This is a genomic window from Lachnoclostridium sp. An169 (genome assembly GCF_002160525.1).
Classification (GTDB): domain Bacteria; phylum Bacillota; class Clostridia; order Lachnospirales; family Lachnospiraceae; genus Mediterraneibacter; species Mediterraneibacter cottocaccae.
In genome coordinates this window covers 127,589-154,117 of sequence record NZ_NFKT01000007.1, presented here as the reverse complement: position 1 = coordinate 154,117, position 26,529 = coordinate 127,589, and the positions used below count along the sequence as shown (strand labels likewise).

The window sequence follows — 26,529 nt, the reverse complement described above, 5'->3', positions numbered from 1 at the left end:
TGAAAAACTCCAATCTATCAAAAATCGCATGTGAATTATAGTGAATTACTCCAACTCGCAAAGGGATGGAGTAATTTTATATTTTACCGCACTATTATTTGGCGCTTACCTTAGTGTGTGGCGTGATACCTTTTTGATACCTAAATTAGGTGGGAGGGTCAACTAATAAATCCACAATATTCTGAATGATAGTGATATAGTAAGTATAGTATGTATTTCTTGTTGAACGTTCTCTTGTGAGTAAAAAATCGTTAGGCTCTAAAAAATTATTTGCATTTCCACTAAAACATAAATTAATTAATTTTGATTTTGCTTCACCACTTTCATGAGCAATGTAATTTCGCAACGCTTTTAATTGCTCATAGGCGTTTTTATTAGTTACGTCGAGAAAAATAACATCGAAGGGATCGTTTACAAAAATATGTTTTGATAGTTTTTCAATTTTATTCAAATATTCAACATACTTTTTATTACCTTCTCGCATAAATGCATTGAATTGTTCTTCATCTTGAAATTGTATTTTTAATATTGGGGCATATCCTTTCTCGGAGGAATGTCCTGTGGAGTAAGTGATGATCAATTCTGATATAAATCGTTCAAATTGTATCCATATTTTTAATAGGGCAATATCGTATCGCTGAACGTGTGTATCGCTAGCCCAGTTACTCCATGTTGTAATGGCATTTTTAATTTCATTTGTTGTCATTGATTATACTTCCTATATTTGAATTTAAGAAGGTAATACGGCTTAATCTTTCGGATTTGCTAGTAGTTCGTTGTTTGTGGTGTTTTGCAAATTCTGAAAATTCGTAATATAATCCATGAGTATTGTCTTTGTCTGTAATATTGCTATCATAGTCATGGATAAATTGGATTAAAGTATCTATTAAAAGTGGTAAATTTTCTTTAATAGATGTCTGACTAAATACATTGTATCTTGGTAGATTTAAAGATACAATTCCATACATCTGGTTTAAAATAGTGCAATAAAGAGTAAAAAAGTAATTTTTGTTTTCGAAACATCCTAGATTACCGTTTAAGTATTGATAAATGCTTAATAAGATTTCCATTACAGAATTAAATTGATTTTCAATATTGTCTATATCATCAAAATCTTTATCGTATTTTGCATATATACTGTCAACAAAACTAGGAGATTCACTTACGATGCCCTCCTTTAAGACAATAATCATGGAAGTGATCAACTCAGCATCACGCATTCGAGCACAATCATTATCACTTAATAACTTATTTTCTAAGAAAAAATCTCTGTATTGAGATGCAAGACGGTATATAAATACTTTAAAGTCTCCCCAATATTTTGAATTCCGAATTTCTTGCCTGTTGAGTACATAATTATTAGAATTTAAGCGCGCAAACATATCATATATACAACTTTCGTCTTTTTCTGTAACAACTTCTGCCAATATTTCATATTCTAGCATGGCTTCTTGAGCTTCCTCATCTAATTCGGAATATTTTTTTCCTCCATACATTTTGTTATGGGCTTTTTTTATTGAAAAACTTTCATTTACAATAAATTCTAAAATTGCTCGGATTCTTTGTTGTCCATCAATAATTTCACGAGTTGTTGACTTTGTAGTAATATCTGTTTTTTGTCGTAGAAAAATTGGAGGAATAGGTAAACCACGAATTATGGTATCAATTAAGTAGGCTTTAGCCTTTTCGTTCCAAACACTATTACGTTGATATTTTGGTGATAACTCAATTTCATTTTTTTCGTTCCATTGAATAATATCACTGATTTGGATAATTTTAGCAGTTGTTTTTTTCATACAATCACTCCATTTCGTTTTATAAATTATATGTGGTTAAAAAGAAAAACTAGTTTTTTTCCATTGATAACTGTTATTTTTCTTGTCATTCCCTTTTTCATCAACATCACTACTGGTAGCAGGCCAGTTTATCTTCCATTCAAAATATTCGTCCTCTGAAATTTCCCCGTTCTTTAACTGTTCTTTCCGCAGACACCATTCACGCAGAAATTCATTCACAAGACCATAATCGATCCACATTCCTACAGGTGCATGAGCAGGCCAGTCATCACTGTCATTATACCGTACAGTATTATCATCAGAATTGTACTTGCCGGGATTAGGAACAAGCTGAAATAAATGGAAAGTATTACGGTTATCCTCGTCAAGCCAGAAAAACGTCTGCATAATATCTTCAGCGCAGCCGGGAGTCACAGTGATAAAATTGATGTAATTGACATTTAAAATCTTTGCGATTTCCATAAGCGTATCTTTTTTAGGAACACGATAGCCGGACTCATATTGTGCAACACGGACATCGGCATTACGTTCTTCATATCCCAGTTTCAAGCCTAATTCCCGTTGTGTTAAGCCACGAAACGTGCGGATTCGCTTTATTCGTTCACCTAATATCATATTCAGTATCCTTTCTGAAAGATCGAGTAGAAGCAGATTATAGTCTGCTTTTAAAGTAGTCTTTTATCCCTTATAGTCTACCATGTTTTGAATAATACGACAACATAAACTTATCATAAATGCTAAATTTAATAAAAAAGATAAGCTTAACAAATATGCTATTGACAATAACGTAAATGCCAAGTATAATGCGAATATAAAACTTAACAAAAAAGCTAAATAAAAAAGGAGGACATCTATTTGAAGAATGATTTATTTGTAACAGCCGGTGAAGTTGCACAGGACTTGGGCGTTTCCAAACCATTTGCCTACAAATTGGTGCGGCAGATGAATGAAGAACTGGAAGCAAAAGGATTTATTACAATCGCCGGAAGAGTAAGCAGAAAATACTATGAAGAAAAATTCTATGGTATGGCGCAGGCAAATTAAGAGGGAGGTGAAGTCATGGCGGCGTACAAAGATGAAAAGCGTGGAACGTGGTATGTATCGTTTCACTATTATGACTGGACAGGAAAAAACTGTCGGAAAGTGAAAAGAGGTTTTAAGACCAAACGGGAAGCGACAGAATGGGAACGTCATTTCCGTATGAAAGAAGCTGCTGATCTGGATATGACCTTTGGAGAGTTTGTAGAAGCCTACACCAGAGATATGAAGCCGAAACTGAAACACAATACCTGGCTGACAAAGGAACATATTCTGCGGACAAAGTTATTGCCATATTTTAAGGACAAGAAAATGCGTGACATTCGTGCAACAGATATTATCCAATGGCAAAATGAACAAATTTCTTATCGTGATGATAAAGGAAAACCTTATGCTCCTACGTATCTGAAAACTCTGCAATCAGAATTAAGCGCTCTTTTCAATCACGCAGTGCGTTTCTATGAATTGAAAAGTAATCCGGTTGTAAAAGCGGGCCCGCTTGGAAAAGGGAAAGCAGAGGAAATGCTTTTCTGGACAAAAGAGGAATATTTAAAATTTATTGAAGCGGTAAAAGACAAGCCGTATTCCTACCATTCGTTTCCCGCACAGTCTTTGTCTGCTGAATTTGAATATCTTGTAATTCCTTTTTCCCACCGGAAATAGCTTTTTCTAAAGCCGCTACTTCTTTTGCCCTCTCCTGCTTTTCAAAATCCAGAACAGACAAATGCTTCTCATGGGTTCCTTTCTGTTCCCATTCAATACCATGTCATGTCCCTTTTGCGACAAATGATCTACTGCGAGAACAGACGGAAACTTTGGCACAAGATAAAGAGAAGTTGTTATCTGATAATGAAAAATTGGAACAACAGCAGAAAAAGTTACAGCAGGAGATTGGGAAAATGTCTATTTCGAAGACTGTTATGGAGCGGAATATGGGTGAAAAGCAGATTAAAACGAAGAGGGGATTTGCAACGAAGAAAGAAGCGCTTCAATGGGAGAGGGAATTTCTCCAAAAGCAGTCCAAAGACATCAATATGAGCTTTTCTGCTTTTGTAGACATATATAGCTCTTTTGGAAAAGCAGGCTCAGGAGCTTAAAATGGAAGGCAGCGGTGAGACAGCCAGGGCGGTGGAGAAGATTCAGTCCTTTTCAGAGGCTGAGGCTCTGTCTGCCGATGTGGTAAAGGCACTGGTGAAAGAGGTAAGGATAACGGATCGGGAGCATATGGAGATATTGTGGAATTTTAAGGATGAGGTTATGGAGTTTATACAGGGGTAGGCTGAGAGCCGGTTGGAGAGATCTGACCGGTTCTTTTTTGTCGCACAGCCACATCAGGTGGCTCCCTGAGTAGTGGGAGCCTCTGAAGGGGTAGTGGCTTTGATTGCGTAGACCGCAACTCCGGCACAGCATAATGCTATGGCAGTGACGGCTGCAGGCCATCCCTGAAGGGTGACATTAAGATGGGTGTTCTTAATGATGCTAGGGAAAGCGTCTACTACTTCGATGAGTTTGTTTTCCATAGGGGTACCTCCTTTGGTGGTGTTAGTTGATTGATTGTGATTATATAATAACGCAGAAAAAACATGGCGTATAGAAAGTAAGAAATATAATTTCACAGCCCCTTTATATCACGATAATTACGTGATATAATGTCAAAAATAAATAGTTTACAGCCCCAAAAAGGGGACGCGAGAAGAAAGAAAGGCGGCAATGGAGAAAATTAATATATATGTCCCGGATAATGTAGGGCGGATCTTAGAGAATGATGCCAGCCTATTCGAGATATTTAAAAGAGATGGACGTACTGTAAATAAGAACCGATTCCTATCCATGTTGATTACAGGCTTTTATGGGCAGTATGTAAAGGAGTACAAGCAGAAGTATGATGCAGTAAAGACAGAAATGGTTGGTGTTATAAAGTCAGCTGAAAAGCGTGATATCCTAGCAGATAGCATTTTGAAAAATGTAATCTTGCCTGAGGTTCCTACCAGAAAAGGGAAAAACCCAAAGCGCTTATCTCTGAAACCAACCAAGGATACTGAAAGTCTGATTATTAAGATCATGACTGATCTGGGGGATTCAGATTACATATCACAGTACTTTTGTCGATTGCTAATGAGCTATTGCGACAAGCCACTGAATGAACGTGAGCAGATCATATTCCGTGACAATTACGAGTTGTTGGATGAAGCTTGTAAAAGCAATAGACCGGTAGCTTTCACGACGATATGGAATAAGAGCGTGGTGCATGAAGTGATTCCGTATCGTGTGGTAGTAGGTCAGGGAGAGATGTTTAATTATCTAATCTGTGCTGAGACTGATGACAGGAGTGGTGAACAGGTGGCAAAGAGCTATAGGCTTAACAGGATTACTAATCTTAATCGTAGCAATCGAATGGGAACGATATCCGACGATGTTAAAAGGCACTTGGACATGATGCTGCATTATGGACCGCAGTTTGCTATCAATGATGATGAGGAGTCTTGCGTAAGATTAACCGATTACGGGGAAAAATCATTCAGCAGGATTTATTATGGAAGACCTTGTGTTGATCATGTAGAGAACCGTGAAGACGGACATTATTACTACTTCAAGGGCTCTAAAGATCAGATATTCTTTTACTTTAGAAGATTCGGATATGATGATGCAGAGGTGATTGCTCCGGAATCACTGAGACAGAAGATGATTAGTTTTCATAGGGACGCGTTGAGCGTGTACCAGCAAGATTAGGGGGATCTGAGTTATGAATAATGATTACTACGAAAGTATAAAGGAAGAAACCTTGTCGAAAATAAAATCAATGCGATTTAAGAGGGCACCAAGGCCAGAGGTGGTATCTTACGATTTGAATACTGCAAAAAGGCTCTTTGTGTATGAAGACGAGGGGTATAGTTCGTATAAGTTCCTTATAGAACAGGTGAATGAAGAGTCTGTTGCTGTTGTGAGACGTGTAATACGTGATAATCTCAAAGAGCGCGATATAGAAGTAGAACTTGTCCAAATTAGTACACAAGTAATACAGCACAACGGAAAAGATATGATTATACCAGCACCTTTTCTTTCATTTATTAAAAGTGATAATACCGGTAGAATTTTGTATATATTTAAAGAATTCGGCATGCAAAACACTCTGCCCACAAGTTATCTAAATGCAGCGACAAAAGGGTGTAAAGCAGATAATTATAAGATAGTTTCCTTGGTAGAAGGAAGAGCATCAATGGAGAACATTGGGTACCAAAATTTGAGTGAAGATGAAGCATCAGAAAAGACGCATTTGTACTCAATTAGACAGTTTTTTGAAGAGGTTTTTGATAGCGAAGAATATAAAAAATTCATTGAGGTTATACATGAGATAACAGCAAAAGCTAAAGAAGTCTTAGGGTATCGTGTTGTTAAAACACTTACTCCAAGTACGTTATTTAGTTATAAAAAGGCTGTTGAATATAAGATAAAGCATTTTGATTATAAGGATGCAGTATCGGCAGGAATCTCAGATGAACAAATGAAGGAAATGGAAAAGCAATTCTTTGATAAAGATTTTTACAAGGTTATGCTTGGAAATAAAAAGTTTGCTGTCAGTTTCCTTACAGCAGAATGGTTGTATGATTCGCTAGTAAAATCTGGAAAAATTGATTTCACTGCAGTCGCTATGGGGTATCTGAAATCAATGGAGCAGTTCTTGTATGATTTTGCATCATTATCTACCAACGAAAAAGATGGAAGAAATCGACGCATTTTTGCAGGCAGAAATGGTCTTATTGATCTTACTGATAACAACATTGTAAATAAAAAAGAAGATATTACTTTAGGTTGCTTGACTCAATTCTTTCAATTTCCTGGTAACAAGGATCTGCTAAGAATCGAAATTGATGATAATACTTATGAGTATATCAAGAATAAGCTTTATGATATAAAGGAACTTAGAAATGGATATTTCCACAAAGATAATATGGAAGAGTGGGATATCGTAGAGAAGGCCAGAGATAATGCATATGTTCTGTTTTATCTTTTCCTTGGGGCGTATGATGTCCATGACAAAGATGCGATAATCGGAATCCCAGATACAAATAACAGAAATGATTATTATAAGTTGTGTGAGTATGCTAATTACCATGAAACCGTCATATACTATTTGGACTATGGTAAGACTGATGAGAGGACTGGAGCATATTTTTCAGGAATAGATAAAGATATTTCGTTTAATGAGTTTGGAGATGCGGAGTATTCGGGAGTGTATTTCAGAAGAATGCCTGGAATTGATATGGAAAAATGCGAAGTAACAATAGGAGATGTAATTGATGGGAGGATGCGCCCAAAAGAGGCAGAAAAGTACACCGAAGAAGATCTGCCTAAAACAATAAAAATTGGAACGATGAATTTGACTCGTAAAGGTATGGAGATTTCAGGTCCAGAGAGAGCTTTGTATGTTGAGGCGAAGTTTATAGAGCAAGAGGAAATAGCCAAACCGGATTTTTGAAAAAAATGTTTAGTCTACCCTTGACATAAGCTGATGAGTTCCATCATGCGGTAAATGATCAGTACCGGCGGATCGTGGATTATTTTAAACCCAGATTTTTACTGGGGCTTACTGCCACACCGGAGCGGATGGACGGCAGGAATATATATGAGATCTGCGATTATAATGTGCCTTATGAAATTTCTCTCAGGGAAGCGATCAACAAGGGGGTGTTGGTCCCGTTTCATTATTATGGTATCTACGACGAAACGGACTACTCCGGCTTGCATCGTGTAAAAGACCGGTATGATGAAAAGGAACTGACTGAGACTTATATCAGAAATCCGGGCCGGTATGATCTGATCTACCGGTATTACAGAAAATACGGTTCGCAAAGAGCGCTTGGATTCTGCTGTTCCAGGGTACATGCGGAGGAGATGGCAAAAGAATTCTGCCGGAGAGGTGTTGCTGCCGTTGCGGTCTACAGTAATGCCGATGGTGAATATTCCGAGGACAGGCAGGAGGCGGTCCGCAGGCTGAAGAATCAGGAGATACGTGTGATTTTCTCGGTGGATATGTTTAACGAAGGCGTGGATATTGCGTCGGTGGACATGGTGATGTTTTTGAGGCCGACAGAATCGCCGGTCGTCTTTCTGCAGCAGCTTGGCAGAGGATTGCGTATCAGCAAAGGGAAAACATTTCTGAATGTCCTGGATTTTATCGGAAATTACGAGAAGGCAGGGAGAGCGCCGCTGCTTCTAAGCGGAGAAAACAGCTTTTTCGGAAAAGTCGCTGGAGAAGGCGGCCGGATTGCATATCCGGATGACTGTATTGTAGATTTTGATATGAGGCTGATCGATCTGTTCGCTGAAATGAATAAGAAGTCTCTGCCTGTGAAACAACAGATCCGGAACGAATTTTACCGGGTAAAAGATCTGCTTGGGGGAAAAGTGCCGACCCGTATGGAACTGTTTTCCTATATGGATGACGATATTTATCAGTACTGTATGAAACATGCCAGAGAAAATCCTTTCCGCAGATATCTGGAATTTCTGAATGATCTGGATGAATTATCGGATGATGAGAGGGAAGTGTTTTCCGGAATCGGCAGGGAATTCCTTGCTTTGATCGAGACGACAGATATGCAGAAGGTTTATAAAATGCCCATCCTTTACAGCTTTTATAATCACGGAAATATCCGTATGGCAGTGACAGATGAGGAGATGTTGGAAAGCTGGAAGGAATTTTTCAATCATGGCACGAACTGGAAGGATTTCTCAGAAGGTATTTCTTATACGGATTATAAGGCCATGACGGATAAGCAGCATCTGAGTAAGGCTAAGAGCATGCCGGTCCGGTTTTTAAAATCTTCCGGTAAAGGGTTCTTTATCGATAAAGAAGGTTACGCGCTTGCAGTCAGACCGGATCTGGAACCGGTAATTCATAAGGCGGCGTTTAAAGCGCAGATGAAGGATATCCTGGAATACCGAACCATGGAATATTACCGCAGGAGATATGCCAGTGAGTAAGAAGCGGCGCAGCGAATTTGTTCAGGAACCGCTCACAGAAAAATGATTATCGAAGGGAGCACAAATGAGATTATTATTTAAACAAAGATTTTTTTCCTGGCTGGACAGTTACGACATTTATAATGAGAATGGCGATACAGTCTATGAGGTAAAGGGAGAATTGTCCTGGGGGCACTGTCTCAGGATATTTGATGCTGCGGGGCGGGAACTTGGAATGGTGAAAGAACGTGTGCTTACTTTCCTTCCGAAGTTTGAAGTGTATGAGGGGGATCGTCTGATCGGTTCTGTCTGCAAAGAGCTTTCATTTTTTACGCCGCGCTACGACATTGATTTTAATGGATGGCATATTGAGGGAAGCTGGTTGGAATGGGATTATACGATTACAGATGCAGCGGGAAATGACGTGGCGGTTATTTCAAAAGAACTATTCCACATGACAGATACTTATGTTCTGGATATTGTGAATGCAAAGGATGCATTACATGTGCTTATGTTTACCCTTGCGATTGATGCCGAAAAATGTTCCAGGCAGTAAAGGAGAGTCTGCAATGATAGAGGTAGAAGTGAAACTCCCGGTTTCAGAGCCTGACACCATCAAGTCTGAAATACTGAAAATGGGATTTAAAGAGATTGCTTTTATTCAGGAGCGAGATACATATTTTGATAATGCCGGCGGCAACATCAGAGCGAACGACGAGGCACTCCGGGTTCGTGAAACGAAAGATTATCTTACAGGAACGATCCGGGCGCAGATGAATTTTAAGGGCAGGAAACTGGATGACAGGACGATGACACGGAAAGAGTTGGAAACAGGTGTGGAGGACGGCGAAGTCTGCAGAGAGATTCTGCGGGCAGCAGGTTTCGCTCCGGCAGATCCCGAAGTGGTGAAGGAGAGGGTGATGCTTCAAAAGGAGCAGATGACGGCATGTCTGGATTCCGTGCACGGGCTTGGCGAATTTCTGGAACTTGAGATACTGGTTTCTGGTGAAGCGGAGAAAGGTGCGGCGCTTGCTCAGATAGAAGTTATTCTGAACAGATTGGGATACCAGATCTCCGATACAGTCAGAATATCTTATCTGTCCATGCTTCAGGGGAAAAGGAGAAGAGAATTGTCATGAGGGCGGAAGTTGTAACACTTACCAATATGTGTATGATTTATAACGATAAAGGTCAGGTACTGGTACAGGACAGGGTGGATGCAAAGTGGGGCGGCCTTACCTTTCCGGGAGGGCATGTTGAAAAAGGCGAATCCTTTGTGGATTCCGTGATCCGCGAGGTTTATGAAGAAACCGGACTTACGATAAGAAGTCCCAGAATCTGTGGTACAAAAGACTGGGAAAGAGAAGACGGATCAAGGTATCTGGTGCTCCTTTACAAAACTGATCAATTCAGCGGGAACCTTCGGGCATCGGAAGAAGGCGATGTCAGATGGATGACTCTGGAGGAGATGAAGCACGGGAATCTTGCGGAGGACATGCTGGATCTGTTAAAGGTATTTACAGAAGATGATGTGAGTGAGTTCCATTATGTGAGAGAAAACGGGGAATGGACGTATGTGCTGAAATAATATCCGAGACAGCGGTCACATAATATGTCAAATTCTGTCCCTCTGCCACAGCATAATCCATTCTTCACCATTCTCCTTAACAACTTCAAAACCAAGTTTTCGATACATTCTGGCAGCATAGTTCGCCTTTTGCACGGACAGGGAAATGCGCTTATATCCCTGCGATTGGAGAAATGACAGCATTTCCTGCATCAGACAGGTTCCGATTCCCAGACCGCGGTATTCCGGATACAGGGAGATTGCAAGAGAAGGTGTTGTATTATCGATATGTCCATAATCATTCATGATCCGAACCCATACTGCGCCGACGACCTTTCCGTCAGCTTCTGCCACCAGGGCATGATCATCTTTCCGAGTCCCGAACTGGTCAATATAGACCTGCATTTCGGGAGAAGAGGTAATGTCTCTGGATGGCGCTTTGGCGCCGGCCGGGATGAAGATAGCTTCATATAGGAAATCATTCAGCAGGAGATATTCCTGCACGTTCATTTTTCGTATTGTATATTTCATATATTTTCCCTTTGCGATCTATTGAAAATAATCTGCACTGCTTTTATATTGTATCATCTCTTTAATTTTTGCGACAGGGGGAATTATTCAGCCATGTCTTATTTAGCTGTGTAAGTTCGACTGTTCATATCTGCGTTGATTTTTAAAAGGATACCTTGCAGGTATCTGTACAGCAATTTGTAGCTAAATATCCGTTAATATGCTAAACTTAGAGCGCAAAGATAAAAACGCAACGCAGGGGCCTCTCTCCTGCCAGAGCCGGTAGGTAGCGTACTGAAATATTACGATCGGTTGCGATTTAGTCCGGCTGTGGCAGCTGTTGTAGAAGAGGCAGGGCGGAACCCGAAGCGGATGCAGCGGGAAGTGCACAAACAGGTACAGAGTACAGGAACAGGCACAAAGTCCCAACAGGCTTTAAAATTACGACCCCACAGCTTCACAGGCTGTTGCTGTCCATATAATACTGAAAAGCCCTTACGATATAATCACAGCTTCCTTCCCCATGTTTTGTATCAAAGACCCGTCTCAGATAATCGTTGGAATAGCAGTCAATGATCATCCGGCAGTAGCTGCCCTCGTTCCCGACCAGTACGGAAGGTGTATTTCCCCGGACATTGGCAATGATTTCTTTCACAAGGTCCTGAACGGGATCTGAGGAGACGTCTTCTCCTCTGCGCGACGCCAGTTTAAGAAACTTATCCTCCGTCCTCATTTCTTCCGGAACCTGGGCATACCAGTCATCCATGATTTCGGAGAAATGTTCCAGATTGTGTTTCATGGCTTCGGTATATTTTTCAATGCTGCCGAACTGCCGGATGGCAAGCTGTGCCACATGTTCTTCATCGTCTTTGATTTTCTGGATGAACATGTCGAAATTTTCGACGCTGCCCCAGTGCTCGATGACCGTCTCGGTCTGACTGGATTTGAAATCTTCCAGGGCGTTGATATAATCAGACAGGTCAAATTCTTTAAAGCTCATACACGGTTCTCCTTTCTCAAGCCGTTCGAGAAGGTGTATCAGCCTGTCGGTACGGTTCCGTTTTAACAGAAAAAGTTCTTTCTGTTTTTTGAAAGCGGCGATCCGGTCAAAATCCGGATCCTTTAAAATCTCATCGATCTCTTTCAGTTGAAATCCAAGCTCTTTAAAAAATAAAATCTGCTGCAGCGTCTGCAGTGCCTCGTCATCATACAGGCGGTAGCCGGACGGAGTGAGTTTGCTGGGCTTTAACAGCCCGATCTCATCATAGTACTGCAGCGTCCGCACACTGACGCCTGTGAGTCTGGCAACCTGGCTTATACTTTTCATCTCAAAGGCTCCTCTCAATAGAATAAAGGGACGAAAACAGGAGTGACCGGTCAGAGTCTGTTATGCTTCCCTGTAACTAAGCATACACTATCACGCTGCGTGAGAGTCAAGAGTGATAAAAATCCTGTTTACGCCTCCGCCCGACAGTGCTATAATGACAATACTGACAAAAACAGAATAATTTGTTTAAGGAGTTTTATTATGGAACTGACAACGATTCGGGAATTATTTAAAAACAGGGAGGCGTACCTGGATAAGAAGGTGACGGTTGGCGGTTGGATCCGCAGTATCCGCGACTCCAAGACATTCGGGTTTATCGTGCTGAATGACGGCTCTTATTTCCAGACTCTGCAGATCGTCTATCACGACAGGATGGAGAACTTTGCAGAAGTCTCAAAGCTGAACGTAGGCGCGGCTGTCATCGTCACCGGTACGCTTGTGGCGACGCCCCAGGCAAAGCAGCCGTTTGAGATCCAGGCGGACGAGGTGTGCGTGGAAGGAGCGTCCGCTCCGGATTATCCGCTGCAGAAGAAACGTCACAGTTTCGAATATCTCAGGACGATTTCCCATCTGCGTCCGAGAACGAATACATTCCAGGCAGTGTTCCGTGTGAGATCTCTGGCGGCATATGCGATTCATAAATTTTTCCAGGAGAGAGGATTTGTCTATGTGCATACTCCGCTGATCACCGGAAGTGACTGCGAGGGCGCGGGAGAGATGTTCCGCGTGACCACACTGGACATGGAGAATGTGCCGAAGAACGAGGACGGCACGGTAGATTACAGCAAAGATTTCTTCGGAAAAGAGACGAGCCTTACGGTGAGCGGACAGCTCAACGGCGAGACATACGCCCAGGCATTCCGGAGTATTTATACATTCGGACCGACTTTCCGGGCGGAGAATTCCAACACAACGAGGCATGCGGCGGAGTTCTGGATGATCGAGCCGGAGATCGCATTTGCTGATCTGGATGATGATATGGAACTGGCGGAGGCGATGCTCAAGTATGTGATCAGCTACGTTCTGGAGAATGCACCGGATGAGATGAATTTCTTCAATTCCTTTGTGGACAAGGGGCTGCTTGACAGGCTGAACAATGTGGTGAATTCTGATTTCGCCCGTGTGACATATACGGAAGCCATTGACATTCTTGCCAAAAACAATGACAGGTTTGAGTACAAGGTTTCCTGGGGATGTGATCTTCAGACCGAGCATGAGCGCTATCTGACGGAAGAGATCTACAAACGTCCGGTGTTCGTGACCGACTATCCGAAGGAGATCAAGGCATTCTACATGAAGCAGAATGACGACGGAAAGACCGTTGCAGCGGTGGACTGCCTTGTGCCGGGAATCGGCGAGATCATCGGCGGAAGCCAGAGGGAGGATGACTATGACAAGCTCCTTACCAGAATGAGAGAGCTGGGACTCAAAGAGGAAGACTACCAGTTCTATCTGGATCTGAGAAAATACGGATCAACAAGACACGCGGGATTCGGACTTGGATTTGAGCGCTGCGTGATGTATCTGACCGGAATGGCGAACATCCGCGACGTGATCCCGTTCCCTAGAACGGTGAACAACTGCGAGCTGTAACAGTGATCAAAAAGCGACCATCAGACAAAAGAAAAATGAGGAGCGGCACATCCTGTGTGCCGCCCTTTTGGCTTGCAGGGACATTGGAGCTGACAGGATATCAGCCCGTTTCAACGACGCAACTTATTTACAGAAATTGGCTGGCAGGACAGGCCGGGAGGGAAGTATGAAATTTATCCATATTGCGGACGTACATCTGGGGGCGGAGCCGGAAGCAGGCGCTGCGTTAAGGGGGAGACGCGGCCGGGAAATCTGGGATACATTTGAGCATGTGATCGATGTGTGCGAGGAACAGAACACGGATCTTCTGCTTATTGCAGGGGATCTCTTTCACAGGCAGCCTCTTTTGAAGGAGTTAAAAGAAGCGGACAGTATGTTTGCGACGCTGAACCACACGAAGGTTGTTCTGATTGCGGGAAATCATGATTATATCAGGAGTGACTCCTACTATCGGACATTCCGGTGGAGCCAAAATGTATTTCCGCTGTTGGAGGAGACGCCGGAGTACATGGAGTTCCCGGAGCTTGAAACAGCAGTTTACGGGCTCAGTTACCATCACCGGGAGATCACGGAACCGCTGTATGATGATCTGGAGCCGCTGGGAAAGCAGCCCTTTGAGATTCTGCTGGGGCACGGCGGGGATGAAAGGCATATTCCCATAGACCGCAGAAAGCTGGAGCGGTCGGGATTTGCATATGTGGCGATGGGGCATATCCATAAGCCGCAGGCACTGGTAAAAAACAGGATTATCTATGCGGGAGCCCTGGAACCGGTTGACAAAAATGATACCGGTCTTCACGGGTATGTGCAGGGGGAGATTACGGAGAAGGGGGTACGGACCCGCTGGATTCCCTGCGCGCGCAGATCTTACATTCATCTTGAGCTGACTGTGGATGAGACGGATACACAGAGAAGTGTCAGAAACAGGATTGGTCAGGAAATTAACAACTATGGAAATGATAATATTTACAAGATTGAGCTGAATGGCTGCCGGGATGCGGATATCAGCTTTGATACGGACTATCTGCTGCAGCAGGCGGCGGAATCGGGAAACGTGCTTGAGGTTCTGGACGGGTCCGTGCCCGCTTATGATTTTGAGCGGCTTTACAGGGAAAACAGGGACAATCTGCTTGGAAAATATATCGACAGGTTTCGGGGCTGCAATGAGGAAAGCGAAGAATATCAGGCCCTGTGCGAGGGTGTGGAGGTACTGCTTGCATGCCGGAGGGAAGGAGGCGGAGCATGGTAATTACAGAATTGTATCTGAAAAATTTCGGCAAGTTTTCCGAGCGCCGCTTCTATCTGCGGGACGGCGTCCAGGTGATCTGCGGGGAAAATGAGTTCGGCAAATCAACAATCCATGCGTTTATCCGTGCCATGCTCTTCGGGCTGGAAAGAGGCAGGGGAAAAGCGGCGGCGAAGGATGATTTTACCCGCTATGAGCCGTGGGACAATCCCGGCCAGTACGCGGGAGTGATGCGTTTTGTGTGCGGAGGAAGAAATTTCCGCCTTGAGAGAAGTTTTGACCGCTATACCAAACATGTATCCCTCGTGTGCGAGGATGACGGGGAGGAGCTTTCTGTGGAACAGGGAGATCTGGAGATGCTTCTGGGCGGGATCACTCCTTCCGGATTCGACAGCACGGTATCGGTACGGCAGTTTATGGCCATGCCGGGGCAGGGGCTTGCCGACAGCCTGAAAAATTATGCGGCGAACTATTATGAGACGGGAAGCGAGGAAATCGATCTGAGCAGCGCTCTTCAGATGCTCCGTGACCGGAGAAAAGATGCGGGAAGAAGACTGAAGGAAGCGCAGGCGCGCCGGGAAGAAAGGCGCAGAGGAATCGCCCAGGAGTGCCGCTACCTGGAACAGGATATGGCGGGGCTGCAGACGGAATTTGAGGAAAAGGCGGAAGAGCTTCGCGCTGCCCGGGAAGAGGCATATGGCACAGAACAGGAAGAAGCCCGTGGCACAGAACAGGAGGAAACTTCCGTCAGCCCGGACAGCATGGTGAAAGGCGGGATAGCGGGGATTCTGATCGGAATTGCGGGGACAGCATGGGGCACCCTGATCGGCGGACAGAACCTTTCGGGCTCTTCCCTGCCGTTCCTTTTCATCGCAGGAGTCATATTCCTGATCGGTGCAGGGCTTCTTGCCGCGGGGATCTCCGGGACTATCCGCAGGCGCAGAAAAACGCAGAACCATGCGGAAGAAGACGACGGGAAAAGCGCAGCGCGGCAGCCGGATTATGAAGCGCGGAAAGCGTCCGAAAACACAGACCATACGATCCAGAAACTTCAGTGGGAGATGGACCGGATTCAGGCGGAGTGGAAGGAGAAGGAGATCCGTCTGCAGAATCTGAGGGAGGATTATGAGGAGATGCCGGAGGATGAGACGGAGAAGGAGTGCGGGAAGAGAGTGCGCGCTCTGGAAATGGCGGAAGAGAATCTGCGGGAGGCGGCTGCATCACTTGGCAGCAGGACTTCCCGTCTGCTGGACAGGAGAGCCTCCGCAATATTTTCCGAACTGACCGGAGGAAAATATATTTCCATGAATGTAGGCGAGAAGATGGAAATCTCCGTGTGGGACGGCGTCCGGCGCATCCCCGCCGGGGCTCTGAGCAGAGGGACGATTGAGCAGATTTATTTTGCGATCCGTATGGCGGCCGCATCGATCCTGCAGGAGGAGCCCATGCCGGTGATTCTGGACGATACTTTTGCGTTTTATGATGATAAAAGACTGAAATCTGCGTTAAAATGGTTGAGCGGACAGGAAAGACAGGTTATAATATTATCTTGTCAAAAGAGGGAAGAAGAAATGTTGAAAAAATTCTGAGAACGGTTGAAAACCTGTCTCATTTGCAGGAAGGAAGAGATACATGAAGATAACACTGCCAAGAAAGGTGCTGATGATTATCAATAATCTTCAGCTCCACGGCTATGAGGCCTTTGCGGTCGGCGGCTGTGTCAGGGATTCTATCCTGGCGAGACGTCCGGAGGACTGGGATATTACGACTTCGGCCAAGCCCCAGGAGATCAAGAAACTGTTCCGCCGCACTGTGGATACGGGGATTCAGCACGGGACGGTCACGGTGCTTCTTGGAAAGGACAGCTATGAGGTGACTACGTATCGGGTTGACGGAGCCTACGAGGACAGCAGGCATCCGAAAGAGGTGAGGTTTACGAACCGGCTTGAGGAGGATCTGCGGCGCCGGGATTTTACAATCAATGCAATGGCGTACAACGATGAGGTAAGACTGGTGGATGTTTTCGGCGGCATGAAGGATCTGAACCACCATCTGATCCGCTGTGTGGGCGACCCGGAGGAGCGGTTTTCCGAGGATGCGCTCAGGATTCTGCGCGCGGTGCGCTTTTCTGCACAGCTGAATTTCCCCATTGAGAAGAATACTGCGGAGGCGGTGAAGAAGCTTGCTCCCACACTGAAGAACATCAGCGCCGAGAGGATTCAGGCGGAGCTTGTGAAACTGCTCGTCTCCCCGCATCCGGAACGGATTATGGATGCATATGAACTGGGAATCACGAAGGTGATCCTGCCGGAGTGGGATGCCATGGTAGGTGTGGAGCAGAATACACCGCACCACAAATATGATGTGGCGGAACACACGCTTCACGCCCTGAAAAATGTAAAACGGGACAAGATTCTGCGGCTGACGATGCTGTTCCATGATATGGGAAAACCTGCAGTGAGAACAACAGACGAAGAAGGCAGGGATCATTTCAAGGGGCATGCCCTTGTCAGTGAGGAAATCGCCCGCCGGGTAATGCGCCGGCTGAAATTCGATAATGATACCGTTAAGACAGTGAGCAGGCTGGTGTGCTACCACGATTACCGGGTGGAGGCTACCCCGGCAAATGTGCGCCGCGCCATGAACCGGATCGGTGTGGACCTTTTCCCGTATTATCTGGCGGTACGGATGGCGGACGCCAAGGCGCAGAGCCCCTACCGGAGACGGGAGAAAATCGAAAATATTGTCGCCATGCGGGAGCTGTACCATGAGATCCTTATCAACGAGGAGTGTGTGACTCTGCGCCAGCTTGCTGTGGGCGGCAGAGAACTCATGGATATGGGAATGAAGCCGGGAAGGGAGATCGGAAGCATGCTGAGCGAACTTCTGGAATACGTGATCGACGACCCGGAGAGAAACCAGAAAGATATCCTGTGTGATTATGTGAGAAAAAAGCTCGCTTTATAAGCATACTCGGGCTGTCCTCTTCATAAATTAGAAAGAACCAGAATACGAGGAGACAGGGGGCAGCCATGAGAGAGTATGAACTGGAAGTGCTGGAGCGCTATGATGTCGAAGTAAAGAGCACCCGGAAGATAAGGGGTGCGTTTTTTTGCGATACAAATGAGGGGACGATGCTTCTGAAGGAGACCACGGTCTCACAGAAGCGCGCCCCCTTATTGTATCTTGTTTTAAGCCGCCTGGAGACTGAGGAACATATGAAAGTGGATACCCCGGTATTTACCAGAGACGGTGAACTTGTCAGTGCGGCCAGGGACGGGACCCGCTATATGATGAAGAAGTGGTACACGGGCAGAGAGTGCGACATAAAGCGGGAGTCCGAGATCCTGGAAGCGGCTCGGGCGCTTGCGATTCTTCATATTAAAATGCAGCGTCTGGAAGAAAAAGAAATTTTCACGGGAACCGGTATCGGGCAGCGGCGGTCCCCCCTGGAAGAGCTGGGGCGGCACAACCGTGAACTGAAAAAAGTGCGTTCGTTTATCAGAAACCGTGTGGGGAAAAATGAGTTCGAATATCTTTTCCTTGAGAGCTTTGAAAAAATGTTCGGACTGGCACAGCGGGTGGTGACGCGGATGGAAGATTCCGGCTGTCTGCGGCTTTACGAAAAAAGCGCGGCGGAGTGTACTCTTGCCCACGGTGATTACAATTATCACAATGTCCTGATGTGCAGGGACGGAGCGGCAGTGACGAATTTTGAGCATATGTGTGTGGACATCCGGGTGCATGATCTCTATTACTTCCTCCGGAAAGCAATGGAAAAACATCATTGGAAACAAAAACTTGGCGCGGAGATCATTGAGGCATATGAAAGTGTCAGACCGCTTGAGGAGTGCGAGCGGGAATATATCGGGCTGTACCTGGCGTATCCGGAGAAATTCTGGAAGACTGCCAGCAGCTATTACCATTCCAACAAGGCCTGGCTTCCGGAGAAGAACGTGGAAAAACTGCGCCTTGCTGTGCGGCAGGCAGAAGAAAAATACGAGTTCCTGGAGGAAGAGTTTTCTCTGGAGCTGCGGGGATGAAAGCGTCTGCATTATTTTGTCTGTCAGAGCTGCCGGCAGTCCGCGCCGGCGGCTGTTTCTGCCGATATTCTGTGCCGTACTGCCGGGGAGGATGGAAAGCAGTCTGCGGATCACGTAAAAACGTGTAAAAACGCCGAAAAATCTTGACAAAGGGATATGAAACCGGTATAACAATACATAAGGGTGAATTCCTGTGAACGGAGAGGCAGGAACCTTAAAAAGAAAATATTGTATCATGTGCAATAAAGGAGGAAATATCCATGAACAAGACAGAATTAGTAGCAGCAGTTGCAGAGAAAGCAGAGATTTCTAAGAAAGATTCCGAAAAAGCATTAAAGGCTTTTGTTGACGTTGTAACAGAGCAGCTGAAAGCAGGAGATAAAGTACAGCTTGTTGGATTTGGAACATTTGAAGTAAGTGAGAGAGCTGCAAGAGAAGGAAGAAATCCGCAGACAGGAAAGACAATGAAGATTGCAGCATGCAAGGCTCCGAAGTTTAAAGCAGGAAAAGCTTTAAAGGACGCAATCAACTAATCCGTCGGTTCAGAAAAAGGACAGATCCTAACCAGACCGGTTTGAAGAATGGACAGGCACTTACAATGGCAGTCATTGTAAGTGCCTTTATTGATAGGCAAAACCGGAACAGAAAAAGTAACAGGACAGGGGAGAAAAACTATGCGTTTGGACAAATTTTTAAAGGTATCCCGGTTGATCAAACGGCGCACTGTGGCGAACGAGGCGTGCGATGCGGGAAGAGTCACGGTCAACGGTAAAGTTGCCAAGGCGTCGGTGAATGTGAAGGCAGGAGATATCATTGAGATCCAGTTCGGCACGAGAAACGTGAAGGTGGAAGTGCTCCAGATACAGGAGACGACGAAAAAGGAAGACGCCAAAGAGATGTTCCGCTATCTTTGAGTCATAAGTCTGTACAACCCCTCATATAATAAAAAGCAGCAGAGAAAAGCTGCGGTGTGGAGAAAGGGGAGGACGTATGGAAGAGCAGAGGATCGCAAAGGCGCACAAACTGGTTGTAAATAACAGGAAAACAAGTATGGTGACAGGGGTGTTGGACGTCCTTTCCTTTGACCTGAATGAAATACTTCTGGAAACAGAGCAGGGGATGCTGATGGTGAAAGGAACGGATCTCCATGTCAACCGGCTCAGCGTTGAGAAGGGGGAGGTGGACCTGTCCGGAAATATAGACAGCATCGCTTATTCCAGTATATCCCAGACGGGAAAGCAGGGCGGCAGTTTTCTGGCTAAGCTGTTTAAATAGGCGGGAAGTGTTATGCTTGGAATCGAAGCAGAGGCAGCGGTATTTCTCTATGCCGGGCTGTCCGGCATGACCGTGATGTTCGGGTATGATATTCTGATCTGCCTGAGAAAAATAATCCCTCACGGCATGGCAGCGGTCAATGCGGAGGATCTGATTTTCTGGGCGGCAGCGAGTGTCTATCTTTTCGCAAAAATGTATGACACAACATATGGGGCTGTCAGGTGGTTCTTTATACTCGGTGTTGTATGCGGAGCTGCGTTGGGATATCTGGCAGGAACCCTGGGTAAAAAAATATCTGTAAAGTTCAAGAAAAAACTTGAAAAATTCAGGAAAAGCCGATAGAATGTTTTCTATAACAGGGAGCTGTAAACGGGGATTAATTAATAAGCAGGGTGGTTTTATATGAAGAACAAAAAGAAGGCGCCGGCGGCCGCAGGACGCTCCAGAAAGAGGCGCGCGGGGCTGGGACGTCATAAGAGAAGCGTGCTGATGATCTGTCTGGTTCTCGTATTCCTGACAGGCGTGGTGGCTGTGGACTCACTGACGCTTCAGGCGAAAAATGCGGAGTACAAGGCGCAGGAAGCGGAATTGAAAGAACAGCTCAGGGCCGAGGAAGAACGCTCTGAGGAAGTGGATGAGTTCAGGGAATATGTGAATACAGATGAATACACAAAGGAAATCGCAGAAGAGAAGCTCGGACTTGTAGATCCGAACGAGATTGTTTTCAAGCCTGCAAAGTAGATGCGGGTATATGATATGAGTACGAATGAAGACTCCAGGAGAAATTCTCCTGGAGTCTTCGTTTTTGAAGGGAAAAGGTGGTTTCGATGAATGAAGGACAGGCACTGCACAGCAGCCCCTATGTGGACCAGATCGACCGGTTCGCACAGTCCCTGCAGCAGCTCTCCCGGACATTTCTGGCCCTGGAGGAGAAAAAGCAGTCGTTTTCCACGGAGGAGATCGACGGAATGTTTGACCGCGTCAGAGAAAGAGTCTGCTCAAAATGTGAAAAGTGCGGGTGGTGCTGGGGCGAGAATTTTGTACATACCTATCAGATGGGATACGAGATACTTTCCGCGGTGGACCACTATGGGAATGAGCTTAATACGGAGACGAAGAGGAAACTGATGCAGCGCTGTATTATGGCGCCCAGGTTTCTCCGGGAGATGCTGGAGGGATTCCACGAGGCGCGGCAGAACATGATCTGGGTCAACCGGATGGCGAGGAGCCGGGAAGGCTGTGCGATACAGATGGATACTTTCGCGGAAATGATCCGGAATACGGCAAAGGAACTGGAGGACAGCATCTTCACGGACGAGCGTCTGGAAAAAAGAGTGGCGTCAGCCCTGAAGAAAAAGGGAATCCGGGTGCTGTACACGCATTTTTTCATGAACCGGGAAGGAAAGTATGAGGTTCATATTACTGCGCGTACCATACAGAATCAGAAGGTATCTGTAAAGGAGATGGTAAAGACGGTCTCCGCGGTGGTGGGGAGAAAGTTTGTCCCGGAGAGCGACAGCGCCCAGATGCTCGGCCCCCGCTATATGACAGTGGTTTGCCGGGAGGGACCGGCTTTCTATACCATGCAGGGCTCGGCGCGCATCGGCAAGGGATGCAGCCAGATATCGGGGGACAACTTCGCCATGATGGAAATGCCCGGGGGCAGACAGGGCGTAGCGCTCTCGGACGGCATGGGGTCCGGGGAGGAGGCGTGCAGAGAGAGCACTCTGGTGATTGAGCTTCTGGAAGAACTTCTGGAGGCCGGGTTCCCGGAAAAGACGGCGATCCAGATGATCAATACCACCCTGGTCATGGGGCGGGAAGAAATTCATTATTCTACTGTGGACATGAGCGTGTTTGACCTGTATACCGGCGAGTGCGAGATCATCAAGGCAGGGGCGTCATCTACCTTTATCCGGAAGAAGGACAGGGTGGAGCACTTAAGTTCCACGAGCCTTCCCATCGGCGTGATGAATTCCATAGAGATTGATTCCGTGAAGAGACAGCTGGAGGACGGGGATTTCGTTATTATGGTGACGGACGGCGTGCTGGACGCCCTTCCCGTGGGGGAGCAGGATGTTCTCCTGGAGACGATTATCCAGGGCAGTGCGATCACCAATCCCAAAGAACTCGCACACCACGTCCTGGAGCAGGTGCTCAACTGGACGGGGCGCGACCCGGAAGATGACATGACGGTCCTCGCCGTCGGGATCTGGGAGTGTTAAACTGCTTGCACTTTTGGCATGAATTGGGTATAGTTTACATATGATGAAAAAGATAGAAAAAAAGACAGAGGCATTGATCGGCAGATACAGAATGATTGAGAAAAATGATGTGGTAGTCGCAGGCGTATCGGGCGGAGCTGACTCGGTATGCCTGCTTTTTGTGCTCTGCGCTCTCCGGGAAAAGCTGGGGTTTCAGGTGCAGGTCTGCCATGTGAACCATCTGCTCCGGGGGAAAGATGCCGATGAAGATGAAAAATATGTAGAGAGAGTGTGCGCCGGTCTCGGGGTGCCATGCAGGGTTTTCCGCGAAGATGTGGAATTATTTGCCAGAAACGGGAAATACTCACTGGAGGAGGCGGGGCGGCTGGTCCGCAGGAGCGCATTTGAGACCATGTGCAGGGAAAACGGAGGTACGAAGATTGCCACTGCCCATCACAGGGATGACAATGCGGAGACAGTGCTTCTCAATATGGCACGGGGAACGGGGCTTAGAGGACTGTGCGGCATCCGTCCGGTATACGGGAAATGGATCCGCCCCCTGTTGTGCCTGACGAGGCAGGAGATCGAGGAAGGCCTTGCGGAAGAGGGGATTTCCTGGCGTACAGACACGACAAACGAGGAAGATGAATATACGAGAAACCGGATCCGGCACCGGATCCTTCCGGAACTGGAACGGCAGGTGAATGCCGGAACATCCAGGCATCTGGGAGAACTTGCGGAACAGGCCGGAGAGATCTGGGATTACATGCAGGAACAGACGGATGAGGCGTGGAAACTCTGTGTGAAGGAGCTCCCTGCCGTCAACCGGCTCTCCATAGAAGAAGAACCCTTCCGGACGCTGGCGCCGGCGCTTCAGAAAATGCTGATCCACCGGTGTATCTGCCGGGCAGCAGGCAGAGAGCGGGATATCGAATCCGTTCATGTAAACAAGGTGCTGGATCTTTTCTTACGGCAGACCGGGAGGAGGCTTGACCTGCCCGGACGGGTGCGCGCCCTGCGGACGTACGGCGCAGTAGAACTGCAGCGGATATCTGCGGATGCGGCGCGGGAAGAAGGTGGAAAGGCGGATGTTGATATTCCGGAAAGTGCCCGGACAGGGAATCCGCCGATGGGGGAGATCCCCCTGCAGATTCCGGGAGAGACGTATTTCCCGGAAACGGGCGAGCGGATTCTATGCCGTTTCGCGGAACAAGCAGATTACATTTCTGCAAAAGAGATCCCGCAAAAAAGCTACACGAAACTGATTGATTATGATATAATAAAATACAGTCTTTCTGCGAGAACGAGGCAGGCGGGAGACTATCTCACGGTGGACAGCCGCGGGAACCGCCAGAAACTGAAGTCGTATTTTATCAACGAAAAGGTGCCCCGCGAGGAAAGGGAGCATAAGCTTCTGATCGCAGACGGCAGACACATCGTCTGGATACCGGGGATGCGCATGAGCAGTGCATACCAGGTCAGAAAAGAGACAGGGAAAATTCTTGAGATAAAGATAACAAAGGAGAAGAACAATGGCAGAGACGATCAGGGTATTGATTCCGGAAGAAGAAGTGGATCAGAGGATCCGGGAGCTGGGAGAAAAGATCAGCAGAGATTATGAGGGAAAAGAGATCCACATGATCTGTGTCCTCAAGGGCGGCGTATTTTTCATGTGTGAGCTGGCAAAGAGGATCACGGTTCCGGTGTCGCTTGACTTTATGTGTGTGGGAAGCTACGGGAACGGGACGTCGTCCAGCGGCGTTGTCCGTATCGCGAAGGACCTCGATGAATCGATTGAGGACAAAGAGGTGCTCATTGTGGAGGATATTGTTGATTCCGGCAATACACTCTACTATCTCATCGACGTGCTTAAGAAGAGAAATCCGGCGAGCATCCGGCTGTGTACGCTGCTTGACAAGCCGGAGCGGCGCGTGAAGGATGTGAAGGCGGACTATCTGGGATTCGAGATTCCGGATGAGTTCGTGGTTGGGTATGGTCTGGACTATGCCCAGAAATACAGGAATCTTCCTTACATTGGCGTAGTGGAAGGACTGGAATAGGAAGGAGTCAGACAGCTTTGGACGATAACAGAAAATACAGAGGAGTGAGCGGCGCGACGATCTTTACGTTTATCCTGATCGTTGTCGTTGCACTCTGGATGGCGAGCCAGCTCCAGGTACACCGGCAGGAGATGGCGTATACAGATTTTGTGACGCAGGTGGAAAAAGAGAATGTAGCGGATGTTTATATTGAACAGAGCAGCGCGGTGCCCACAGGTACGGTAACCTTTGTGCTTAAGGACGCGGGAACGGCGCGCTCGGTCAATGTCTCCGACGTCAATGAAGTGAAAGATCTTCTGGATGAGAACCAGATTGATTATGCGATGTCGGCAGTGCAGGGAGAGTCGCTGATCACGGTGATCCTGATCCCGCTGCTGATCACTCTGGCAGGCGTGTTCCTGATCTTTTTCCTGATGAACCGTCAGGGAGGCGGAGCCAACGCCAAGGCCATGAATTTCGGCAAGAGCCGGGCGAGAATGACGACCCAGAACGAGATCAAGGTTACGTTTGCCGATGTGGCAGGACTGAAAGAGGAAAAGGAGGAGCTGGAGGAGATCGTGGATTTCCTGAAAGCTCCGAAGAAATATATCCAGGTCGGGGCCAGGATCCCGAAGGGCGTGCTGCTGGAGGGACCTCCGGGAACCGGTAAGACCCTGCTGGCAAAAGCAGTGGCAGGAGAGGCCGGCGTGCCGTTTTTCAGTATCTCGGGTTCGGACTTTGTGGAAATGTTTGTCGGCGTGGGTGCTTCCCGTGTGCGCGATCTGTTCCAGGATGCCAAGAAAAATGCGCCCTGTATCGTGTTTATCGATGAGATCGATGCGGTGGCAAGACGGCGCGGCAGCGGCCTGGGCGGAGGACACGACGAGAGGGAGCAGACGCTCAACCAGCTCCTTGTGGAGATGGACGGCTTTGGCGTCAATGAAGGAATCATTGTAATGGCAGCTACGAACCGTAAGGATATTCTGGATCCGGCTATCTTAAGACCGGGCAGATTTGACCGGAACGTGATCGTGGGACGCCCGGATGTGGGCGGACGGGAAGAGATCCTGAGAGTACATGCCAGGAACAAGCCGTTGGGCGAGGATGTGGATCTGAAGCAGATCGCCCAGACTACGGCAGGATTTACCGGTGCTGATCTTGAGAATCTGTTAAATGAGGCGGCGATTCTTGCGGCAAAGGACAACCGTGTCTTTATTCAGCAGCAGGATATCCGCCATGCATTTGTAAAGGTGGGCATCGGTCCGGAGAAGAAGAGCCGGATCGTGTCTGATAAGGAACGGCGCATCACAGCCTATCACGAGGCGGGGCATGCGATCCTGTTCCATGTCCTCCCGGATGTGGGACCGGTGTACAGCGTGTCAATCATTCCGACCGGCGGAGCGGGCGGTTATACGATGCCGCTTCCGGAACGGGACGACATGTTCAATACAAAGGGACATATGCTTCAGGAGATTACCGTGGCTCTGGGCGGACGTGTCGCTGAGGAGGAGATCTTTGACGATATCACGACGGGAGCTTCCCAGGATATCAAACAGGCGACGGCGATTGCAAAGTCCATGATAACGAAGTTCGGTATGTCAGAACGCCTGGGACTGATCAATTACGACAATGACAGCGACGAGGTGTTTATCGGCCGTGACTTCGGCCACACATCCAGAGGTTACGGAGAGAAAGTGGCGGGAACTATTGATGAAGAAGTGAAGCGGATTATCGATGAGTGTTATCTGAAAGCCCGTGCGATCATCCAGGAACATCATGCGGTTCTGGAAGCATGTGCGCAGCTTCTTCTGGAAAAAGAAAAGATTACAAGAAGTGAATTTGAGGCACTGTTCGAGAGCGATGGAGCGGAGGCTGTATAAGCGTCCGCTCCTCATGACGTTTAGCCGGATTCGGTTTTAACTTTAGT

29 protein-coding genes and 4 pseudogenes are annotated in these 26,529 nt (G+C 46.7%); 26 read left to right on the top strand and 7 right to left on the bottom strand.

What is annotated here, in order from left to right; translation table 11 throughout:
* Positions 1–145: 145 nt before the first annotated feature.
* From B5F07_RS07595 to B5F07_RS07585, 3 genes are read right to left on the bottom strand one after another with little or no spacing between them, the layout of a single operon-like run.
* Entirely contained in the window at positions 146–706 is a 561-nt protein-coding gene (locus tag B5F07_RS07595; RefSeq protein WP_087160661.1) for a hypothetical protein, read from the bottom strand.
* Entirely contained in the window at positions 693–1,796 is a 1,104-nt protein-coding gene (locus B5F07_RS07590; RefSeq protein WP_087160660.1) for a DUF262 domain-containing protein, read from the bottom strand. Before B5F07_RS07590 ends, B5F07_RS07595 begins: the two co-directional genes overlap by 14 nt.
* Positions 1,797–1,832: 36 nt before the next feature.
* Positions 1,833–2,411 carry a helix-turn-helix domain-containing protein gene (locus B5F07_RS07585; RefSeq protein ID WP_087160659.1) on the bottom strand — a complete coding sequence of 193 codons (579 nt, stop codon included), beginning with the start codon at positions 2,409–2,411 and terminating at the stop codon, positions 1,833–1,835.
* A 240-nt stretch (positions 2,412–2,651) separates the two neighbouring features.
* On the opposite strand from B5F07_RS07585, the gene B5F07_RS07580 reads away from it, so the two are divergent.
* Positions 2,652–2,840 (top strand): transcriptional regulator, encoded by a 189-nt coding sequence (locus B5F07_RS07580; protein WP_044986770.1) that lies wholly within the window; start codon positions 2,652–2,654, stop codon positions 2,838–2,840.
* Positions 2,841–2,855: 15 nt separating this feature from the next.
* Positions 2,856–3,497 (top strand): Arm DNA-binding domain-containing protein, encoded by a 642-nt coding sequence (locus tag B5F07_RS07575; RefSeq protein ID WP_330397761.1) that lies wholly within the window; start codon positions 2,856–2,858, stop codon positions 3,495–3,497.
* On the opposite strand, the pseudogene B5F07_RS23545 reads toward B5F07_RS07575, so the two are convergent.
* Positions 3,430–3,600: pseudogene (locus B5F07_RS23545) on the bottom strand (plasmid recombination protein); the annotation flags it as partial. The gene B5F07_RS07575 and the pseudogene B5F07_RS23545 sit on opposite strands and share 68 nt — an antisense overlap.
* A 13-nt stretch (positions 3,601–3,613) precedes the next feature.
* On the opposite strand from B5F07_RS23545, the pseudogene B5F07_RS23540 reads away from it, so the two are divergent.
* The 3 genes and pseudogenes from B5F07_RS23540 to B5F07_RS07565 all read left to right on the top strand — a co-directional run.
* Positions 3,614–3,769 (top strand): annotated as a pseudogene (locus B5F07_RS23540) (plasmid recombination protein); the annotation flags it as partial.
* Positions 3,755–3,931: an Arm DNA-binding domain-containing protein gene (locus B5F07_RS23535; protein WP_334293368.1), complete on the top strand. Its 177-nt coding sequence runs from the start codon at positions 3,755–3,757 to the stop codon at positions 3,929–3,931. The pseudogene B5F07_RS23540 and the gene B5F07_RS23535, both read left to right, overlap by 15 nt.
* Position 3,932: 1 nt before the next feature.
* Entirely contained in the window at positions 3,933–4,112 is a 180-nt protein-coding gene (locus B5F07_RS07565) for a hypothetical protein (protein ID WP_087160658.1), read from the top strand.
* Positions 4,113–4,165: 53 nt separating this feature from the next.
* Here B5F07_RS07565 and B5F07_RS07560 read toward each other — a convergent pair whose 3' ends face one another.
* Positions 4,166–4,354, bottom strand: coding sequence for a hypothetical protein (locus tag B5F07_RS07560; RefSeq protein ID WP_087160657.1), 189 nt, complete (start codon positions 4,352–4,354; stop codon positions 4,166–4,168).
* A gap of 190 nt (positions 4,355–4,544) precedes the next feature.
* Here B5F07_RS07560 and B5F07_RS07555 point away from each other — a divergent pair, with 190 nt between their 5' ends.
* The 6 genes and pseudogenes from B5F07_RS07555 to B5F07_RS07530 all read left to right on the top strand — a co-directional run bounded on the left by B5F07_RS07555 (position 4,545) and on the right by B5F07_RS07530 (position 10,386).
* Positions 4,545–5,564: a WYL domain-containing protein gene (locus tag B5F07_RS07555; protein WP_087160656.1), complete on the top strand. Its 1,020-nt coding sequence runs from the start codon at positions 4,545–4,547 to the stop codon at positions 5,562–5,564.
* Positions 5,565–5,577: 13 nt separating this feature from the next.
* A complete protein-coding gene (locus tag B5F07_RS07550; protein ID WP_087160655.1) occupies positions 5,578–7,311 on the top strand; it encodes a hypothetical protein in 1,734 nt (577 codons plus the stop codon).
* Between the two features lie 32 nt (positions 7,312–7,343).
* A pseudogene (locus B5F07_RS07545) lies at positions 7,344–8,819 on the top strand (DEAD/DEAH box helicase); the annotation flags it as partial.
* Between the two features lie 64 nt (positions 8,820–8,883).
* Complete coding sequence (locus B5F07_RS07540; RefSeq protein ID WP_087160653.1) at positions 8,884–9,354, top strand: LURP-one-related/scramblase family protein; 471 nt, start codon at positions 8,884–8,886, stop codon at positions 9,352–9,354.
* A gap of 13 nt (positions 9,355–9,367) precedes the next feature.
* Positions 9,368–9,937 carry a class IV adenylate cyclase gene (cyaB, locus tag B5F07_RS07535; RefSeq protein WP_162613067.1) on the top strand — a complete coding sequence of 190 codons (570 nt, stop codon included), beginning with the start codon at positions 9,368–9,370 and terminating at the stop codon, positions 9,935–9,937.
* On the top strand, positions 9,934–10,386 hold the full coding sequence (locus B5F07_RS07530; RefSeq protein ID WP_087160651.1) for an 8-oxo-dGTP diphosphatase: 453 nt from the start codon (positions 9,934–9,936) through the stop codon (positions 10,384–10,386). The genes cyaB and B5F07_RS07530 overlap by 4 nt, the downstream gene beginning before the upstream one ends.
* 27 nt (positions 10,387–10,413) lie before the next feature.
* Here the strand turns inward: B5F07_RS07530 and B5F07_RS07525 are convergent, their stop codons facing one another.
* Entirely contained in the window at positions 10,414–10,896 is a 483-nt protein-coding gene (locus B5F07_RS07525; RefSeq protein WP_087160650.1) for a GNAT family N-acetyltransferase, read from the bottom strand.
* Between the two features lie 270 nt (positions 10,897–11,166).
* Between B5F07_RS07525 and B5F07_RS23530 the strand changes: the two are divergent.
* Positions 11,167–11,322 (top strand): annotated as a pseudogene (locus B5F07_RS23530) (DUF2992 family protein); the annotation flags it as partial.
* A 10-nt stretch (positions 11,323–11,332) separates the two neighbouring features.
* Here the strand turns inward: B5F07_RS23530 and B5F07_RS07515 are convergent.
* The gene (locus B5F07_RS07515) at positions 11,333–12,202 is read right to left on the bottom strand and encodes a MerR family transcriptional regulator (RefSeq protein WP_087160648.1); all 870 of its coding nucleotides are present in this window, start codon (positions 12,200–12,202) and stop codon (positions 11,333–11,335) included.
* Positions 12,203–12,403: 201 nt separating this feature from the next.
* On the opposite strand from B5F07_RS07515, the gene asnS reads away from it, so the two are divergent.
* The 14 genes from asnS (at position 12,404) to ftsH (ending at position 26,482) form a co-directional block, all read left to right on the top strand.
* On the top strand, positions 12,404–13,795 hold the full coding sequence (asnS, locus tag B5F07_RS07510) for an asparagine--tRNA ligase (RefSeq protein WP_087160647.1): 1,392 nt from the start codon (positions 12,404–12,406) through the stop codon (positions 13,793–13,795).
* 166 nt (positions 13,796–13,961) lie between these two features.
* Positions 13,962–15,044, top strand: coding sequence for a metallophosphoesterase family protein (locus B5F07_RS07505; protein WP_087160646.1), 1,083 nt, complete (start codon positions 13,962–13,964; stop codon positions 15,042–15,044).
* Complete coding sequence (locus B5F07_RS07500; protein WP_087160645.1) at positions 15,038–16,630, top strand: ATP-binding protein; 1,593 nt, start codon at positions 15,038–15,040, stop codon at positions 16,628–16,630. Before B5F07_RS07505 ends, B5F07_RS07500 begins: the two co-directional genes overlap by 7 nt.
* A 43-nt stretch (positions 16,631–16,673) precedes the next feature.
* Entirely contained in the window at positions 16,674–18,008 is a 1,335-nt protein-coding gene (locus tag B5F07_RS07495) for a CCA tRNA nucleotidyltransferase (protein ID WP_087160644.1), read from the top strand.
* Between the two features lie 65 nt (positions 18,009–18,073).
* On the top strand, positions 18,074–19,084 hold the full coding sequence (locus tag B5F07_RS07490) for a CotS family spore coat protein (RefSeq protein ID WP_087160643.1): 1,011 nt from the start codon (positions 18,074–18,076) through the stop codon (positions 19,082–19,084).
* Between the two features lie 260 nt (positions 19,085–19,344).
* Positions 19,345–19,617, top strand: a complete 273-nt coding sequence (locus tag B5F07_RS07485; RefSeq protein ID WP_087160642.1) for an HU family DNA-binding protein — start codon at positions 19,345–19,347, stop codon at positions 19,615–19,617.
* 141 nt (positions 19,618–19,758) lie between these two features.
* Positions 19,759–19,998: an RNA-binding S4 domain-containing protein gene (locus B5F07_RS07480; protein WP_087160641.1), complete on the top strand. Its 240-nt coding sequence runs from the start codon at positions 19,759–19,761 to the stop codon at positions 19,996–19,998.
* A gap of 76 nt (positions 19,999–20,074) precedes the next feature.
* Positions 20,075–20,359 (top strand): sporulation protein YabP, encoded by a 285-nt coding sequence (gene yabP, locus B5F07_RS07475; RefSeq protein WP_087160640.1) that lies wholly within the window; start codon positions 20,075–20,077, stop codon positions 20,357–20,359.
* 12 nt (positions 20,360–20,371) lie between these two features.
* Positions 20,372–20,701: a spore cortex biosynthesis protein YabQ gene (yabQ, locus tag B5F07_RS07470; protein WP_087160639.1), complete on the top strand. Its 330-nt coding sequence runs from the start codon at positions 20,372–20,374 to the stop codon at positions 20,699–20,701.
* 60 nt (positions 20,702–20,761) lie between these two features.
* Positions 20,762–21,100, top strand: coding sequence for a septum formation initiator family protein (locus B5F07_RS07465; protein WP_087160638.1), 339 nt, complete (start codon positions 20,762–20,764; stop codon positions 21,098–21,100).
* A gap of 86 nt (positions 21,101–21,186) precedes the next feature.
* Positions 21,187–22,584 carry a SpoIIE family protein phosphatase gene (locus B5F07_RS07460; RefSeq protein ID WP_087160637.1) on the top strand — a complete coding sequence of 466 codons (1,398 nt, stop codon included), beginning with the start codon at positions 21,187–21,189 and terminating at the stop codon, positions 22,582–22,584.
* Between the two features lie 91 nt (positions 22,585–22,675).
* A complete protein-coding gene (gene tilS / locus B5F07_RS07455) occupies positions 22,676–24,184 on the top strand; it encodes a tRNA lysidine(34) synthetase TilS (protein ID WP_242972460.1) in 1,509 nt (502 codons plus the stop codon).
* Entirely contained in the window at positions 24,096–24,623 is a 528-nt protein-coding gene (hpt, locus tag B5F07_RS07450; protein ID WP_087160635.1) for a hypoxanthine phosphoribosyltransferase, read from the top strand. Before tilS ends, hpt begins: the two co-directional genes overlap by 89 nt.
* Before the next feature lie 17 nt (positions 24,624–24,640).
* Positions 24,641–26,482: an ATP-dependent zinc metalloprotease FtsH gene (gene ftsH / locus B5F07_RS07445; RefSeq protein WP_087160634.1), complete on the top strand. Its 1,842-nt coding sequence runs from the start codon at positions 24,641–24,643 to the stop codon at positions 26,480–26,482.
* Positions 26,483–26,529 lie beyond the last annotated feature (47 nt).